The following is an 18,119-nucleotide window of genomic DNA, read 5'->3' as shown; positions in this document are numbered from 1 at the left end:
AATTAATCTTATGAGTTTATACGAAGGAGCGGTTAAGAAACCGATTATGACCTCGCTCTGCTTCCTGGCAGTGGCTATATTTGGTCTGTTCTCTCTGTCGAAATTGCCGGTAGACCTTTATCCGGACATCGAGACCAACACCATTATGGTGATGACGACCTATCAGGGTGCCAGTGCCTCGGACATCGAGAATAACGTGACCCGTCCGTTGGAAAACGTGCTGAATTCGGTCAGCAACTTGAAGCATATCACTTCCCGTTCGTCGGAGAATATTTCCGTGATTACGCTGGAGTTTGAGTATGGGTATGACATAGACGTGCTGACGAACGACGTGCGTGATAAACTGGACATGGTGAGCTCCATGCTGCCCGATGAGGTCGAAACTCCCATCATCTTCAAGTTCAGTACGGACATGATTCCTATCCTGCTGCTCTCCGTGCAGGCGGAGGAGAGCCAGCCGGCTCTTTACAAAATATTGGATGACAACGTGGCGAATCCCTTGGCGCGTGTGCCCGGTGTCGGTACGGTGTCCATTTCGGGTGCCCCCAAGCGTGAGGTCAATGTATATTGCGACCCCAATAAACTGGATGCCTACAACCTTTCTGTAGAAACTATCAGCTCTATTATCAGTGCCGAAAACCGGAATACGCCGGGCGGTACGTTTGATGTAGGTAGCAATACCTATTCGCTGCGTGTGGAAGGTGAGTTCAAGGATCCCAAAGAGATGGAGAACATCGTGGTAGGTACGCACAACGGTGCTTCCGTCTATCTGCGCGATGTGGCAAAAGTTGTGGACTCTGTGGAGGAACGTGCACAGAAGACGTATAGCAACGGTGTGCAGGGCGCTATGATTGTGGTGCAGAAACAATCGGGTGCCAATTCTGTAGCCATTTCGCAGAAGGTAATTGATATGTTGCCACAGTTGCAGAAGTCACTGCCGAGCGATGTGAAGCTGGGGATCATTGTCAATACTTCCGATAACATCTTGAATACGATAGACAGCTTGGAGGAAACCATTATGTACGCTATGCTGTTCGTTATCTTGGTGGTGTTCGTTTTTTTGGGGCGTTGGCGTGCCACGGTCATCATCTGTATCACCATACCGATGTCACTGGTTGCCTCGTTCATCTATCTGGGTATCATCGACGGCGGTTCACTGAATATCATCTCGCTCTCTTGTCTCTCTATTGCTATTGGTAACGTGGTGGACGACGCCATTGTGGTACTCGAGAATGTAACGACCCATATTGAACGGGGTTCCGAACCGAAGCAGGCAGCGATACATGCCACGAACGAGGTGGCCATCTCCGTAATTGCATCTACGCTGACTATGATTGCGGTATTCTTCCCATTGACGATGGTAAGTGGTATGTCCGGTGTGTTATTCCGTCAGTTGGGATGGATGATGTGTGTGATTATGACGGTTTCCACAGTTTCAGCCTTGTCATTCACCCCGATGATGTGTGCGCAGCTTCTGCGTTTGCAGAAAAAGCAGAGTAAGATGTTCCTTACGCTCTATACGCCGATTCAGCGTGCGCTGGACGGTCTTGACGTGTGGTATCAGAACCGGTTGAACTGGGCTGTGCGCCATCGTCTGACGGTTATGGCAGGCTGTGCCGCATTCTTTGTGGCAAGTCTGTTCTGTGCCAAGTACATCGGTACCGAGTTCTTCCCGGCAGCAGACAATAGCCGCATCGGTATCAACCTTCAGTTGCCCATCGGGGCCCGTGTGGAGCGTGCGGAAGCATTGGCTTCGGAACTGACAAACAAGTGGATGACGCGCTACGGAGATATGATGAAAGTTTGCAACTACACTGTGGGGCAGGCGGACTCTGACAATACGTTTGCTTCCATGCAGGACAACGGTAGTCATATCATTAGTTTCAATATCAGTCTGGTGAGTCCGGGAGACCGTGACGTGACACTGGAAACCGTTTGCGACGAAATGCGTGAGGACTTGAAGGGGTATCCCGAATTGGACAAGGCGCAGGTTATTCTGGGCGGTAGCACAGGCGGCATGAGCGCCCAGGCAAGTGCCGACTTTGAGGTTTATGGTTACGACTTCACCGCTACGGACAAAGTGTCAGCCGAACTGAAAGAGAAATTGTTGCAGGTGAAAGGTGTGAGTGAAGTGAACATCAGCCGTCAGGATTATCAGCCCGAATATCAGGTGGACTTTGACCGTGAGAAGCTGGCATTGCATGGCTTGAATCTTTCTACTGCCTCCAACTATCTGCGTAATCGTGTAAATGGTGCTTTGGCATCTTATTATCGCGAAGATGGTGACGAGTACGACATCCGTGTGCGTTACGCTCCCGAATTCCGTACAAAGATTGAAGATTTGGAGAACATCCTTATTTATACGCCTTCCGGTGAGGGTATCCGCGTGAAAGACCTCGGCAAAGTAGTCGAGCGTTCTGCTCCTCCTACCATCGAACGTAAAGACCGTGAGCGTATTGTTACTGTATCTGCGGTTATTTCGGGAGCACCTTTGGGCGATGTGGTGGCCGATGGTAATGCTATAATTGATAAGATGGACTTACCAAGTGGTGCTTCTATCCAGATTTCGGGTTCGTATGAGGACCAACAGGATTCATTCTCCGACTTGGGAACGCTGGCTGTATTGATTGTTATTCTCGTATTCATTGTGATGGCAGCTCAGTTTGAGTCTTTGAGCTATCCGTTCATCATCATGTTTTCCATTCCATTTGCATTCAGCGGTGTGTTGATGGCATTATTCTTTACGGGAACCAATTTGAATGTGATGTCGCTTTTGGGTGGAATCATGTTGATTGGTATTGTGGTGAAGAACGGTATCGTACTCATCGACTACATCACGCTTTGCCGCGAACGTGGTCAAGCGGTGCTTCACTCTGTAGTCACGGCAGGCCGCAGCCGTTTGCGTCCGGTATTGATGACTACGCTGACCACTATCCTCGGTATGGTGCCGATGGCTGTAGGGCAGGGTGAAGGTGCCGAGATGTGGCGTCCGTTGGGTGTTGCCGTAATTGGCGGTCTGACGGTATCTACCATTCTGACATTGATTCTTGTCCCCGTACTCTATTGCTCGTTTGCAGGTGTTGGTATCCGCCGCACGCGTAAGAAGATTAAGAAAGACCGTGAGCTGAATGATTATTACCAGTTGCATAAGGAGAAGATGACGAAACCACGTAAACAATGATTAATCATTATCCGTTAATCATTAAACATTAATCACTAAACATTATATAGCGTGAAATCAGTATTTATAACATTCGACCAAGCGTTCTTTGAACGTATCATGGCATTGCTTGACCGCCACAACTGCCGCGGCTTCAGCTATTGGCAGCAAGTACAGGGGCGTGGCAGTAAGACGGGGGAACCGCACTATGGCAGCCATGCCTGGCCCAGTATGTGTTCCGCCATCATCACTATCATAGATGAGGCTAAGGTGGCTCCGTTGCTCGAAGCGCTCCACCGGATGGACAAGGAGACCGAGCAACTCGGACTCCGTGCTTTTGTTTGGAATATCGAACAGACCATTTAATCGGGTCTGCTCTGTCTATAACCGTTATCCCCGGAGAAAAAATCTTGTTTCTTTGGGGATAATTCTTTTTTGTCCGGAGAGATTTTTTCAACCTATATCTATATCTTTGCGGGCACATTAGGTATGGAAAAGAATTCATTGAAATATACGGGTCTGTTGGCGTTTATCGTATGGGGTGCATTGTTGCTGATGCATCTGTTGCCAAGTATTACGATGGGTGGCCGTGTGCTGAGGCGTGTGGATATCTTGGGGGACGTGCGTCGTCCTTCCAAGCCGGTGAGTGAGCCGGACAGCCTGCTGCCTCCGCCCCCGAAGGTGAAGCCCGCCTTTGTGGACACCTGCCGTGCGGGCATGACGTGCATTGAAGATTACAGCGATTCTACCATGCGTGGCATGACGCGGTTCTATCAGGCGCTCGACGAGCTTGCCAAAGCACCCCGTCCGGTTCGTATCGCCTACTTCGGCGACTCCTTTATCGAAGCGGATATTCTGACAGCCGATTTGCGTGAGATGCTCCAGAAAAGATATGGCGGTTGCGGAGTAGGTTTTGTCACCATCACCTCCATGACCAGCGGTTTCCGCCCTACGGTGCGTCACTCCTTCAGCGGATGGCAGAGCCATTCTGTCATGGACTCCGTGTTCTTCGACCGTAGCAAGCAGGGAGTCTCCGGACATTACTTTATTCCGAATACCGGTGCTTATGTGGAACTGCGGGGGCAGAAGAACTATGCTTCCCGTCTGGATACTTGCCGGCGTGCCAGTATCTTTTTCTATAACCGCGGCACGACCACCCTTTCTGTCCGCGTCAATCGCGGCGAAGCGACTACCGAGACTTTTGAGCCGGTTGGCGATTTGCAGGAAATGACGGTAGAGGGAAATATCGGTTCCGTCCGTTGGACGGTGGAGAGTGCAGATTCCACCTTGTTCTATGGTCTTGCCATGGACGGCACTTCGGGCATCGTGCTCGACAACTTCTCATTGCGTGGCAGCTCCGGCCTCTCCCTCCGTTCTGTTCCCGTGTGGATGATGCGTGAGTTCAACGAACAGCGCCCTTACGATTTGATAATCCTGCAGTACGGACTGAATGTGGCTACGGAGCGTGGGCGGAATTACGACAAGTACATTGCGGGCATGCAGACAACGGTGCAGCATCTCAAGGAAGCCTTTCCGCAAGCTGCCATCCTCATAGTCAGCGTGGGCGACCGTGACTATAAGACCGAAGAAGGCGAATTGCGTACCATGCCCGGCATCAGGAACCTGGTTCGTTATCAGCAGAATCTGGCGGCGGATGAGGCTGTCGCTTTTTGGAACATGTTCGAGGCCATGGGTGGGGAAGGCAGTATGGCAGACATGGTGCATGCCAAGCCGTCATTGGCCAATTATGATTATACGCACATCAACTTCCGTGGTGGAAAGCATCTTGCGGGGTTACTTTATGAGTCTTTGATTTATGGCAAGGAACAGTATGACAGAAGGAGGGCCTACTATGAAGAGGAGCCATAAGGAGGATTCACGATTGTACGATTTACGATGTACGATTTGCTGCGCGGTGCTGGTGCTGATTGCGGCGATACGGCCGCTCCATGCACAGGACATACTGCCAGGCAGCCTTTCGTGTCATGCCGGTGGAGCGGATTGTGATACTCTCTGCCTCTATTCCCAACGTACGGATACGGTGTCTGTCCCTTTGATAACTTTTCCCGCCGCATTCCGGCAAATGAAGGAGAATGTACTTACCGACAGTCTGGGTATTCTTAATCCTTTCTGGGAGAAGTTGCGTCTGTCTCGGCTGGGCGCTTCCGCTGATACGCTTCGCATCGTACATGTGGGCGACAGCCATATACGCGGCCATATCTTCCCCCGTACCACCGGTGCGTTGATGCAGGACACTTTCGGGGCAGTCTCTTATACCGATGTAGGTATCAACGGTGCATTTTGTACTACTTTCACCCGTCTGGACCGTATTGCTGATATTGCGGCTCTGCATCCCGACCTGCTTATTCTTTCCTTCGGGACGAACGAAAGCCATAACCGCCGTTACAATACAATGCTGCACTATCGCCAGATGGACGACCTTGTACGCATGCTTCGCGAGAAACTGCCGAATGTACCGATGTTGATGACCACTCCTCCGGGCTCTTACGAGAGTTTCCGGCAGCGTCGCCGTCGTCGGACCTATAAGATTAATCCGCGTACTGCCGTTGCCGTGCAGACCATCCGCCGCTATGCCGATGAAAACGGATTGGCGGTATGGGACATGTACGAAATACTTGGCGGTACCCACCGTGCCTGCCTCAACTGGCAGGAAGCCGGATTGATGCGTCCGGACCATGTACACTATTTGCCGGACGGTTACCGCCTGCAAGGCGAGCTGTTCTACCAGGCCTTGTTAAAAGCTTATAACGATTATGTGGAATATTGACGAATTTTTATCCGGATTGAATATAGACTTGGACCGTTTGCGCGATGTCTTCACTTATGACCCGCAAGCCCCGATGATATTCAGCAGTGGTATTTTCCTCTGGCTGTTTGTCGCTTTTATATTGGTTTATCTGTTGTTGCAACGCCGGACGACGGCGCGTTTGCTGTTTGTCACCTTGTTTTCCTATTACTTCTATTATAAAAGTAGTGGCACTTATTTCTTCCTGCTTGGACTGGTGACGGTCTGTGACTTTTTCATTGCACGCTTGATGGCACGCGAGGCTATTCCCTGGCTACGTAAGGCATGGGTTGTGTTGAGTCTGTTCATCAATTTGGGATTGTTGTGTTACTTCAAGTACACCAATTTTCTGGGCGAAACTTTTGCCTCGCTGACGGGAGGCACGTTCACGACAATGGATATTTTCCTTCCGGTGGGCATCTCTTTTTTCACTTTTCAGTCGTTGAGCTATACGATAGATGTGTACCGTCGCCAGATAACGCCTCTGACCAGTTTGTTGGATTATGCTTTTTATGTTTCTTTCTTTCCCCAGTTGGTGGCGGGTCCTATTGTACGTGCCCGTGATTTCATTCCGCAAATCCGCCGCCCGCTGTTTGTCTCCAATGAGATGTTCGGACGTGGAATCTTCCTCATCGTGAGTGGGCTCTTCAAGAAAGCGGTTATATCGGACTATATCAGCGTTAACTTTGTAGAGCGTATTTTTGATAATCCTACTCTTTATTCGGGGGTGGAGAATCTGATGGGTGTTTATGGCTATGCCTTGCAGATTTATTGCGACTTCTCCGGTTACAGTGATATGGCTATCGGCATTGCCTTGTTGCTGGGCTTCCATTTCAATATCAATTTCGATTCCCCTTATAAGTCCGCTTCCATTACGGAATTTTGGAGGCGGTGGCATATTTCGCTTTCCAGCTGGTTGCGCGATTACCTTTATATTTCTTTGGGAGGCAACCGGAAGGGGAAAATCCGCCAATATGCCAATCTCATCATTACCATGTTCCTGGGCGGCTTGTGGCATGGCGCTTCGTGGAATTTTGTACTTTGGGGAATGATGCATGGCGTTGCGCTTGCAGCCCATAAGTTCTGGATGACGCTTACCGGGCGTAAGAAGGGGACGGAGAGCCATGGCATCCACCGCTTCTTCGGAGTGCTTGTCACTTTCCATTTTGTTTGTTTCTGCTGGATATTCTTCCGTAATGCGGAGTTCTCCACATCAATGGATATGCTGAAGCAGATATTCACTACTTTCCGTCCGCAACTCTTCCCGCAGCTGGTAGAGGGTTATTGGGAAGTGTTTGCACTGATGGCATTGGGCTATCTGCTGCATTTTGTGCCCGACAGTTGGGAACGTGCTTGCACAAAAACAGTAATCCGCCTCCCCTTGTTGGGAAAGGCGGTACTGATGCTTGCTGTAATCTATCTGGTCATTCAGATGAAAAGTTCGGAGATACAGCCGTTTATCTATTTCCAGTTCTGATTACTTCTTCTCGGTCGCTGTGGAGTCTGCCTGCTGTCGGAAGGGTTCCCGGTAGTTGAGCCCGTCTCTCCGGTAGAGGCCGATGAGTCCGGCCAGTCGGGTAGTGAAGTTTGTATAATCTTTCTTTTCCAGTTGTGTCCATTGTACTTCGGCAAGGGCGGCCATACGGGGGAGAACCATATACTCTACCTGTTCGCTGGTCGGGATGTATTCTGTCCAAAGGTTGGCTTGTGTGCCGAGTATGTGCTTAGCTTGTTCTTCGGTCAGTGAGGCGGTAGGATTCAGACTGTATACTTTCTCCAATGGGACAAAGCCTCCGATGGCAAATGGTTCGTGCCGGGTATCCTCACTTTGGTAATAATCAAAGTAGCAATAGTCATTGGGTGTCATTATCACGTCGTGTCCCAGTTGGGCCGCCTTGATTCCTCCTGCCGAGCCACGCCATGACATAACAGTTGCGTTGGGGGCGACGTCGCCTTCCAGAATCTCATCCCAGCCGATAATCTGGCGTCCTTTACTATTGAGGAGCTTTTCGATACGTGTCATACAATAGCTCTGCAGACGGTCTTCGGCAGTATGGTTCTTGTCGGCTTTCAATTTTTCGGTTCTGATACGTGCCTGGCATTTGGGACACTTTTCCCAACGGGTGCGGGGAGCTTCGTCACCGCCGATGTGGATGTATTTGGAAGGGAATATGTCAATGATTTCGGCCATGACATCTTCGAGGAACTGCATGGACTTTTCGTTGCCGATGCACAGCACATCCTCGAATACGCCCCAACGTGGGCACACTTCATACGGTCCACCGGTACATCCCATTTCGGGATAGGCGGCCAGTGCGGCAAGCATGTGTCCGGGCAGGTCTACTTCGGGGATGACCGTGATATAGCGCTCCCCGGCATATTTTACGATTTCTTTGGCTTGCTCCTGCGTATAGAAACCGCCATACCGGGTGTTGTCATACTCTTCGGTGTTCCGGCCGATAACGGTACGGTCGCGCCAGGCGCCAATTTCCGTCAGCTTGGGATACTTCTTTATTTCTATTCTCCAGCCTTGGTCTTCGGTGAGGTGCCAGTGGAAGGTATTCATATTGTGAAGTGCCAGCAAGTCTATGTATTTTTTTACGAACTCAATGGGAAAGAAGTGGCGGCCCACATCGAGGTGCATGCCCCGGTAGCTGAAGCGGGGTTCATCCTGGATGCTGCCGGCAGGCAATAGGATAGAGGTGGCTTTGGTTTCGGCGGGGATTGATTTACGCAGGGTTTGTATACCGTAGAACACCCCGTTCTCGGTCTGTCCGTTTAGGGTCACCCGGTCGGCTTTGACGGTCAGCACATAGCCTTCCCGGTTGCCGATGGCCGGATCCAGTCCCAATGTGATGGCGCCTTTGGGCGCTTCGCTCCCCGGGGCAAGGGCTTCTGTCTGGAGGGTGTGGCCGGTGGACTGGCTGATGTATTCGGCCAAAAACTCGGCATTGCGTTTCAAAAGTTCATTGTGTTCGGGGTAGGCGATGATGGTACCGTCATTCAGGTTGAAGGGGGATTCCTGACTCAAGGCAACCTCCTGGGGCAGGGGAATGACTTGATAGTTGGCTGTTGTTTCTACTCCGCATGAAGAGCAGGCCAGGATGAGAGTGCCTGCAAGGAGCATGTGTGTAAGTTTTCTCATGGTATTGAACTGATTAAATTAGTGTCTGACAAATATACTAAAAAAATACTAAAGAGGCAGAGGAGAAGGGGATAAATGCATGCTCATACCTCAGTTCTTCTTTGCTCTGTACTCCTTGGGTGACATTCCCGTGTGTTTCTTGAAATATCGTCCGAAGAAAGACTGGTCGGGAAAATGATATTTGTCGGCAATCTCTTTCAGTGACATGCCGGTGGATTGCAGTGCCATTTTCAGTTCCAATATCAGGTTTTCGTCAATGATTTCTTTGGCAGAATCTTCTGCCACTTGTTTGGTGATGGCAGATAGGTAGCGGGTCGAAATGCAGAGTTGGTCAGCATAAAAAGCGACATCCCGCTGGGTAGTACAGTACGTATGTACCAGATTTATGAACTTTTTGAACAATTCTTCTTTCCGGTTACTGCCATTGATTTGCTCTTCCGTAAAGTAACGTTGAACCTTGTCGTAGGTGTCGAGAAAGAAAATTTGCAGCAGGTTTTGTGCAATGGCTTCGCGATACAGATTTTCAGAATCGCGGTAGATGGCATTGCTTGCCGTGATGAGTCCTGTGATAGCACGAACCGGTTCGTCTTCGGTATGCGTATAGCATGCATTCTCCTTTATAAAATGTATGAAGGGCGGCTCTAAACGGAAGCATGCCGTCTTGAACATTGTCTCGGAATAGGCAAAGAAGTCCACCAGGAAATCTTTACTCGCACTTGTCAGTGAAATAATGGAACTTGGAAGCAGCGTAATGTGCGTATTGGGTACAATATGATATTTTCTTAAATCTATTGTGATATTTGCTTCTCCACGGGTGCAGAACATCAGTGCTCCATTGTTCATTTTCAGAAGACGTTCCCGGAAGAATTCCAGCTTGTCTGTTCCGGCTCTGAACGTTTCTTGTTTGGTAGTCAGTAATGGGTTCATATGTTAGATTGCTTATGATTTGCGGTTACAAAGGTACGAGTTCTTTTTGGATTGTTAAATGGCATGTTCCGAAAATGAACAGTCGTGTACCTTCAATGAAACAAATGGTTGTTCAAAAACGGCATACCTTTGCTGCCGGCTTAAAAAATGAAAGAGAAAGCCGACGTATTATTTTTTTAAGATAAAAAGTATGATAACAAAAAAGAGTATGATGAAACAGATGATGACCGTCATCTGTAGTGCAACACTGGCAGCCTGCGGCAGCGCGCCTGTCGTGCAACCCCAGTCGGAATATCAGGTGATGACTATTTCGACTACCGACAAAGAACTGCAGACAATTTATTCCGCAGCCATCCGCGGACGGCAGGACATTGACATCTATCCGCAGGTGTCCGGTACACTCACCAAACTTTGTGTGGAGGAAGGACAGACCGTGCGTCGGGGGCAAGTCTTGTTTATTATCGACCAGGTGCCCTATCTGGCAGCCTTGCGCACAGCAGAAGCCAATGTGGAAGCTGCCCGTGCCGGCGTGGCCACTTCGCAACTGACATATGACAGCAAGAAGGAGCTTTATGCCCAGAAGGTGATTTCCGAGTTTGACTTAAAGACTTCCTACAACAGCCTGCTGACAGCGAAAGCCCAGTTGGCCCAAGCCGAGGCGCAGCAGGTGAATGCCGCCAATAACCTCTCTTATACAGAAGTGAAGAGTCCGGCAGATGGAATGGTAGGTACGCTCCCTTATAGGGTGGGGACGTTGGTCAGCGCCAGTTTGCCCAAACCACTGACGACCGTATCCGATAATTCTAATATGTATGTCTATTTCTCCATGACAGAGAATCAGTTGCTTGACCTCACCCGCCGCTACGGCTCCAAGGATAAGGCGCTGGCAGAGATGGACTCTATCGAATTACAGCTCAATGACCGTTCTGTCTATCCGCAAGAAGGTAAGATAGAAACTATCAGTGGTGTAATTGATACCTCTACGGGTACAGTCAGCCTGCGTGCCGTGTTCCCCAATAAAGAGGGATTGCTGACCAGTAGCGGTTCGGGCAACGTCATCATCCCGGTACGGAAAGAGAACTGCATCGTTGTTCCCCAGAGTGCCACTTACGAAGTACAGGACAAGGTCTATGTATATAAGGTAGTTGACGGCAAGGCGCAATCAGTTCCCGTGCAAGTGACCCGTGTGAATGGAGGTCAGGAATATATCGTAGAGAGTGGCTTGAAAGTGGGGGACACAATTGTGGCCGAAGGCGTGGGTTTGCTGCGTGAAGGTACCTCCGTCCAACCCAAAACGAATGAATGATAATTTTTAACCGATAGAATATGAACCTCAGAACTTTTATAGAACGCCCCGTTTTTTCGGCAGTCATCTCCATTACGATTGTCATTCTGGGCATCATCGGATTGTTCACCTTGCCCGTTGAGCAATATCCCGACATTGCGCCGCCCACCATCATGGTGAGCACCACTTACTATGGTGCCAGTGCGGAAACCCTTCAGAAAAGTGTTATCGCTCCGTTGGAAGAGGCCATCAACGGTGTGGAGGACATGACTTACATGACTTCTACCGCCAGCAATGCAGGGTCGGTTTCCATTACTGTTTACTTCAAGCAGGGTACAGACCCGGACATGGCGGCGGTCAATGTGCAGAACCGTGTGTCCAAAGCTACGGGGCAGCTTCCTGCCGAAGTAACCCAGGTGGGTGTCACCACCAGCAAGCGGCAGACCAGTATCTTACAGATGTTCTCTTTATATAGCCCTGATGACAGCTATGACGAGAACTTTCTTGCCAACTATATCAGTATCAATCTGAAGCCGCAGATTCTCCGTATCTCCGGTGTGGGCGATATGATGATTATGGGTGGTGACTACAGCATGCGTATCTGGATGAAACCGGATGTCATGGCGCAGTACAAGCTGATACCTTCGGATGTGACGGCTGTGCTGGCAGAGCAGAATATCGAATCGGCCACCGGGTCGTTTGGTGAGAACTCGGATGAGACGTATCAATATACCATGAAATATACGGGACGCCTCATTACTCCTGAGGAGTTCGGCGACATCGTCATCCGTTCTACCGAAGACGGCGAGGTGCTGAAACTGAAGGACATCGCCGATATAGAGCTGGGTAAGGACAGTTATGCCTACAAAGGTACCATGGATGGACATCCCGGTATCTCCTGCATGGTGTTCCAGACCGCGGGCTCCAATGCCACGGAAGTGAACCGGCAGATTGACCGGCTCCTTGAAGAAGCACGCAAGGACTTGCCGAAAGGCGTGGAGCTTACCCAGATGATGTCCAGCAACGATTTCCTCTTCGCCTCTATCCACGAAGTGGTGAAAACGCTGATTGAGGCTATTATCCTGGTTATCCTGGTGGTTTATGTCTTTTTGCAAGACATCCGCTCTACGCTGATTCCGCTGGTAGGTATCGTTGTTTCACTGATTGGTACGTTTGCTTTCATGTCCGTTGCCGGATTCAGTATCAATCTGATTACGCTGTTTGCGCTGGTATTGGTGATTGGTACGGTGGTGGATGACGCCATTGTCGTGGTGGAGGCGGTGCAGGCACGGTTTGATGTGGGCTATAAGTCCTCCTACATGGCAAGTATCGATGCGATGAAGGGCATCAGCAACGCGGTTATCACTTCTTCACTGGTGTTTATGGCGGTGTTTATTCCGGTATCGTTCATGGGAGGGACTTCCGGTACGTTCTATACCCAGTTTGGGCTGACGATGGCGGTGGCCGTTGGCATTTCGGCGATTAATGCGTTGACACTCAGTCCCGCACTTTGTGCCTTGCTGCTGAAGCCTTATATCAATGAGGACGGAACGGAGAAGAATAATTTTGCTTCGCGCTTCCGCAAGGCATTCAACACGGCTTTCGAGGCGGTGGTCGAGAAGTATAAGAAGATAGTGCTGCTGTTCATCAAGCGCCGCTGGCTGGGTTGGTCGTTGCTGGCACTTTCGGTAGTGCTGCTGGTATTCCTGATGAATACCACCAAGACCGGACTGGTGCCCGACGAGGACCAAGGAACGTTGTTTGTCAACGTTAGCACCGCTCCGGGTAGCTCGCTCAAGACGACAAATGACATTATAGACCGCGTGGAGAAGCGTCTGGAAGACCTTCCTCAGAAATTGCACTTGCAGAAAGTTGCCGGTTATGGTCTGCTGTCCGGGCAGGGAAATTCTTTCGGTATGATTATCGTGAAGCTGAAACCTTGGGACGAGCGTACGGCAAAGGAAGACCAGGTGCAGGCAGTCGTCAACCAGATATACGCTCGCACGGCGGATATTAAGGATGCTACAGTCTTTGCCATTGCTCCGGGTATGATTCCGGGCTATGGTATGGGTAATGCGCTGGACTTGAATGTGCAGGACAAGCAGGGAGGGGATATGAACACCTTCTTCCAGACCACCCAGCAGTATCTGGCGGCACTGAACCAGCGTCCGGAAATTTCGATGGCATACTCCACGTTCGATGTACGCTATCCGCAGTGGACCGTCGAGGTGGATGCTTCCAAGTGCAAACGTGCCGGGATTACTCCCGACCAGGTGTTGTCCACACTGTCGGGCTATTATGGCGGGCAATATGTCTCCAACTTCAACCGTTTCTCCAAAGTTTACAAGGTAATGATTCAGGCCGACCCGAAGTTCCGTTTGGATGAGGCTTCACTGAACAATGCCTTTGTGCGCATGTCCAACGGTGAGATGGCTCCGTTGAGCCAGTTCGTTACGCTGACCCGTTCCTACGGTGCCGAGTCCTTGAGCCGCTTCAACATGTTCAACTCCATTGCCGTGAATGCCATGCCTGCTGAGGGATACAGTACCGGTGACGCCATCCGTGCCGTACAAGAAACGGCGGAGATAGCCTTGCCGAAGGGATATGGCTATGACTTTGGTGGCATCACCCGCGAGGAAAGCCAGCAGAGTGGTACTACAGTCATCATCTTCGGTATCTGTATCTTGATGATTTACTTGATTCTGAGTGCGCTTTACGAGAGCTTTCTGATTCCGTTTGCCGTTATCCTGGCCGTTCCTGCGGGCCTGATGGGGTCGTTCCTTTTTGCCAGGATAGCCGGGTTGGAGAATAATATCTATTTACAGACGGGACTTATCATGCTGATAGGTCTGTTGGCAAAGACCGCTATTCTGTTGACGGAGTATGCCGCCGAGCGCCGTAAAGCGGGAATGGGGCTGATTGCTTCTGCCGTCAGTGCGGCAAAGGCGCGTTTCCGTCCCATCCTGATGACGGTACTGACGATGATTTTCGGCCTTTTCCCCTTGGTGGTTGCCACGGGTGTCGGAGCCAACGGTAACCGTTCATTGGGTACGGGTGTTGTCGGTGGTATGTTCATCGGCACATTGGCGCTGCTGTTCATTGTTCCTGTCTTGTTCATCAGTTTCCAGTGGTTGCAGGAGCGGCTTCGTCCTGCCCAATCCGTCCCGACGAGCGACTGGCAGATTGAGGAAGAGATGAAAGTAAGCCGGAAGGAGATAGAAGAATCACATTAGTACATTATCGCGTAACTAACATAAAAAAATAATGAAGAAACAATTCATATTATTAGCTGTCGCCGGCTTGGTACTGACCAGTTGCGGCATCTATACCAAATACCAGCGCCCGGAGGACATCACGACCGATGGACTTTATGGACACGATTTGGACGGGCAAAGTCTGGATAGCCTGAGTCTGTTTGCGGCATCGGACACTACCTCCATCGCTTCCCTTTCCTGGCGCGAGCTTTTTACGGACCCGCAATTACAGTCGCTCATCGAACAAGCCTTGCAAGGCAACACTGACCTGCTTTCCGCCCAACAACGTATCAAGGAGGCAGAAGCCACGCTGATGTCGGCCAAACTTTCGTACCTGCCTTCGTTTATGCTCACTCCGCAGGGTGGCGTCAGCAGTTTCGACAATTCCAAAGGCTCGTGGACCTATTCCGGCATTGCCTCGGCAAGTTGGGAAGTCGATATTTTTGGTAAGTTGACCAATGCCAAACGCCGTTCCAAAGCGCTCTACCTTCAAAGCTTGGAGTACGAACAAGCCGTCAGCACTTCGCTGATAGCTAATGTGGCCAATCTGTACTACACCTTGCTGATGCTCGACGAGCAATACCGCATTTCCGAAGAAACAGCCGCCAGTTGGCGCGAAAGTGTACGCACCATGCGAGCCATGATGGCTGCAGGCATGACGAACGAGGCGAGTGTCTCGCAATCCAAAGCCAACTGTCGTCAGGTGGAAGCTTCGCTGCTCGACCTCCGGCAGCAGGTAAAGGAAGTGGAGAACAGTCTCTCCATTCTGTTGGGCGATGTTCCGGGCACCATTGAGCGTGGCCGGTTGGCGGGGCAGGAGTTCCCGCAGGAACTTGCGGTGGGCGTACCTCTGCAATTGCTTTCCCGCCGTCCCGATGTGAAAAGTGCCGAACTCTCGCTGGCATCCGCTTTCTACAGCACCAATGCCGCCCGTTCTGCTTTCTACCCCTCCATCACCTTGAGCGGTACAGCTGGCTGGACCAACTCGGCAGGAAGCATGATTGTCAATCCAGGAAAACTACTCTTCTCCGCCATCGGTTCGCTGACACAACCCTTGTTCAACAAAGGGCTGAACGTGGCACAGCTCAAGATAGCCAAAGCACAGCAGGAAGAAGCCAGGCTCGCTTTTCAGCAAGCTTTGCTCAATGCCGGTAGCGAAGTGAACAATGCTCTGACCCAAGTGCAGGTAGCCCGTGGAAAGACGGAGCTCCGCGCAAGGCAGATAACTTCACTGGAAACTACCGTCCGCAGCACCCGGTTACTGATGCAACACGGCACTTCCACCTATTTGGAAGTGCTCACTGCCCAGCAGGGGCTACTCTCTGCCCAACTGACACAGGTAGCCGACCGCTTTGATGAAATACAAGGTATCATCAACCTCTATCAAGCCCTCGGTGGAGGGCGGGAGTAAAATATACTCTTTCTCATCTTCATTCTCTCGCCCCTCTATCAATCCGGCATTTCCTTTTTTTGTGGGAATCCGATGGTAGAGGGGCTTTCATATAAGCGGGCTATGGCAAAAAAACTACGGTTTCTTGCCGTCAAACCGGGACAAACTTTATAACTTTGCGGCATACGACATAAAAATCTATCTATTATGAACTGCAAATCCTTGTTTTTTCTGGTTGTTTTTTCCCTGACCCTTATATCAGGGGTGTTTGCTCAAAAGAAAGTTTCTATTCTTGGCGATTCCTATTCCACTTTTTACGGTCATGTCTCTCCTGCCGCCAATCTCTGCTGGTATGGAGTTCCCGGCGAAAAGAAAGAGAATGATGTGACAAAGGTGGAGGAAACCTGGTGGTACCGTTTCATCCATGAGCACGGCTTTCAGTTGGAACGCAACAATTCCTATTCCGGCTCCACCGTCTGTCATACCGGTTACGAGAAAGCCGATTACTCCGACCGTTCTTTTATCACCCGTATTCACAACCTCGGCACCCCCGACATAATCCTTGTTTTTGGCGGTACCAATGACAGTTGGGCAGGTGCTCCCATTGGCGTATACCAATATGATGGCTGGACGAAAGCCGATTTGTATAGCTTCCGTCCTGCCTTTTGCTATCTGCTTGCATCTCTCAAGCAGCTCTATCCTGCGGCCAGGATTTATAATATTACCAATTCTGAATTATCCGAAGAGGTAACTGATTCCATGGATGAAATTTGCCGGCACTATGGCATCGAGAATATTCGTTTGCACGACATTGATAAACAATGGGGGCATCCTTCTGTGCAAGGAATGCAGAGTATCGATGCTCAGGTTTGGGAGTCTGTCTCCCCGATATTGGAGGCTTCTGTTTCTTTGCCTGCCAAGAACTAAGGACAGACTCATTGGGAGTTATCCTTTTCTATCCTAAATGCTAATCTTTCCACTGCCGTATTCTTTTCTTTCCACAGCTGTGGAAAGAAAAGAATACGGCAGTGGAAAGAAAGTAAAATCCTTGTGGCAAGAAAAATAATTAGTACCTTTACTGCCAGCTTCTGCCGATTTCGAGAACATTTCTTCCCCAAGTTTGCTGCAAGTTTCCCTCAATTCTCTATAAACCATTAATTTAAATTATTTTATGAGTGCTTATTATGACCTTTATGAAACGCCTGTCCCCGAAGGCGAGGAACCGAAGTCGCTGCATGCCCGTGTCTGTTCCAAGGGAACCATTTCTGGTAAAGAGTTCATGGAACGGGTTTTTCGTGAAGAACATATGCCCCACGCCATGGTTGTGGGTATTGTGCAAGCCATCACCACTACGCTTGGAGACTGGCTGGCAAAGGGCTATACGGTGGAGATAGAGGGACTTGGCTTCTTCAGCACCACGCTGAAGTGTACCCATCCGGTGATGAATAAGAAAGAAGTACGTGCGGAGTCGGTCAAGATGTCCACGGTGAAATTCCGTCCCGGCATCGAATTCAAACGTTATGTGGCAGGTAAGATGGAGTTGGAACGTGCGGATAAACGCTTTTTCCCGGATAAACCGAAAGCAATGGGCGACATGGTTGCCCGTGAAAAAAGCATGATGGACTTTCTGGAAGCTAATGTCTGTATTACTCGTGCAGAATATTCCCGCCTTGTCCATGTCACCGCCCGCCGGGCTTCGAGGGATTTGCAGACATTTATCGATTCCGGCGTGATTCGCAAGCGTGGTGCCGGCCGTTCAGTGGTCTATGTCAAGGGGTGAACTTAGTATATTCCGATGCGCGCGCGTATATATATAATGTGTCCCCTTCCTTCCTGCCTTTCTTTCCCTTTAAAAAATATGCTTTAAAACATATCTATCAATCAGCTAGTTATGAAAAAGTTCACGTAAACCCTCAAAAAAAGCTTGTATATATTTTGCAGATGTCCGTAAAAGCCCTACTTTTGCATCCGCTTTCGGGAACGAAGGCGGCGATGTTTTGACATTCTGACAGTAAAACGGAGCGGTAAGCTTCCATTTTTCTCTTCTTTGCCATAGGTTTCTTTCGGAACTTCGGCCTTGGAAAAGAAAAATGAAAAAAAACTTCCGAAACATTTGGAAGTTATGCTTTAAAGTCCTTACCTTTGCACCCGC

13 protein-coding genes are annotated in these 18,119 nt (G+C 50.0%); 10 read left to right on the top strand and 3 right to left on the bottom strand.

Annotated features, from left to right (window positions below; genetic code table 11):
• Positions 1–10: 10 nt before the first annotated feature.
• The 5 genes from DXD65_RS17210 (at position 11) to DXD65_RS17190 (ending at position 7,443) form a co-directional block, all read left to right on the top strand.
• Complete coding sequence (locus DXD65_RS17210) at positions 11–3,181, top strand: efflux RND transporter permease subunit (RefSeq protein ID WP_057256343.1); 3,171 nt, start codon at positions 11–13, stop codon at positions 3,179–3,181.
• Positions 3,182–3,232: 51 nt separating this feature from the next.
• Entirely contained in the window at positions 3,233–3,526 is a 294-nt protein-coding gene (locus DXD65_RS17205) for a PG0541 family transporter-associated protein (RefSeq protein ID WP_005825638.1), read from the top strand.
• Between the two features lie 123 nt (positions 3,527–3,649).
• A complete protein-coding gene (locus tag DXD65_RS17200) occupies positions 3,650–5,029 on the top strand; it encodes an SGNH/GDSL hydrolase family protein (RefSeq protein WP_057256344.1) in 1,380 nt (459 codons plus the stop codon).
• The gene (locus tag DXD65_RS17195; RefSeq protein ID WP_057256345.1) at positions 4,992–5,948 is read left to right on the top strand and encodes an SGNH/GDSL hydrolase family protein; all 957 of its coding nucleotides are present in this window, start codon (positions 4,992–4,994) and stop codon (positions 5,946–5,948) included. Before DXD65_RS17200 ends, DXD65_RS17195 begins: the two co-directional genes overlap by 38 nt.
• Positions 5,935–7,443 carry an MBOAT family O-acyltransferase gene (locus DXD65_RS17190; RefSeq protein ID WP_057098260.1) on the top strand — a complete coding sequence of 503 codons (1,509 nt, stop codon included), beginning with the start codon at positions 5,935–5,937 and terminating at the stop codon, positions 7,441–7,443. Before DXD65_RS17195 ends, DXD65_RS17190 begins: the two co-directional genes overlap by 14 nt.
• Here DXD65_RS17190 and DXD65_RS17185 read toward each other — a convergent pair whose 3' ends face one another.
• On the bottom strand, positions 7,444–9,111 hold the full coding sequence (locus tag DXD65_RS17185) for a beta-N-acetylhexosaminidase (RefSeq protein ID WP_005833489.1): 1,668 nt from the start codon (positions 9,109–9,111) through the stop codon (positions 7,444–7,446).
• A 90-nt stretch (positions 9,112–9,201) separates the two neighbouring features.
• The gene (locus tag DXD65_RS17180) at positions 9,202–10,038 is read right to left on the bottom strand and encodes a helix-turn-helix domain-containing protein (RefSeq protein ID WP_009037288.1); all 837 of its coding nucleotides are present in this window, start codon (positions 10,036–10,038) and stop codon (positions 9,202–9,204) included.
• A 190-nt stretch (positions 10,039–10,228) separates the two neighbouring features.
• On the opposite strand from DXD65_RS17180, the gene DXD65_RS17170 reads away from it, so the two are divergent.
• The 5 genes from DXD65_RS17170 (at position 10,229) to DXD65_RS17145 (ending at position 17,747) form a co-directional block, all read left to right on the top strand.
• Positions 10,229–11,344 (top strand): efflux RND transporter periplasmic adaptor subunit, encoded by a 1,116-nt coding sequence (locus tag DXD65_RS17170; protein ID WP_117887830.1) that lies wholly within the window; start codon positions 10,229–10,231, stop codon positions 11,342–11,344.
• A gap of 20 nt (positions 11,345–11,364) precedes the next feature.
• Positions 11,365–14,556: an efflux RND transporter permease subunit gene (locus tag DXD65_RS17165; protein WP_005825618.1), complete on the top strand. Its 3,192-nt coding sequence runs from the start codon at positions 11,365–11,367 to the stop codon at positions 14,554–14,556.
• A 31-nt stretch (positions 14,557–14,587) separates the two neighbouring features.
• A complete protein-coding gene (locus DXD65_RS17160; protein ID WP_008661819.1) occupies positions 14,588–15,988 on the top strand; it encodes a TolC family protein in 1,401 nt (466 codons plus the stop codon).
• A 186-nt stretch (positions 15,989–16,174) separates the two neighbouring features.
• Positions 16,175–16,894, top strand: coding sequence for an SGNH/GDSL hydrolase family protein (locus tag DXD65_RS17155; RefSeq protein ID WP_008661817.1), 720 nt, complete (start codon positions 16,175–16,177; stop codon positions 16,892–16,894).
• Between the two features lie 244 nt (positions 16,895–17,138).
• Entirely contained in the window at positions 17,139–17,747 is a 609-nt protein-coding gene (locus DXD65_RS17145) for an HU family DNA-binding protein (RefSeq protein WP_005825608.1), read from the top strand.
• Between the two features lie 105 nt (positions 17,748–17,852).
• On the opposite strand, the gene DXD65_RS21345 is transcribed toward DXD65_RS17145, so the two are convergent.
• The coding region (locus tag DXD65_RS21345; RefSeq protein ID WP_233556158.1) for a hypothetical protein at positions 17,853–18,119 on the bottom strand (267 nt) is incomplete at its 5' end.

It is taken from the genome of Bacteroides sp. 4_1_36, from assembly GCF_003466325.1.
GTDB classification, from domain to species: domain Bacteria; phylum Bacteroidota; class Bacteroidia; order Bacteroidales; family Bacteroidaceae; genus Bacteroides; species Bacteroides uniformis.
This window is presented reverse-complemented; position numbering and strand designations above follow the sequence as displayed.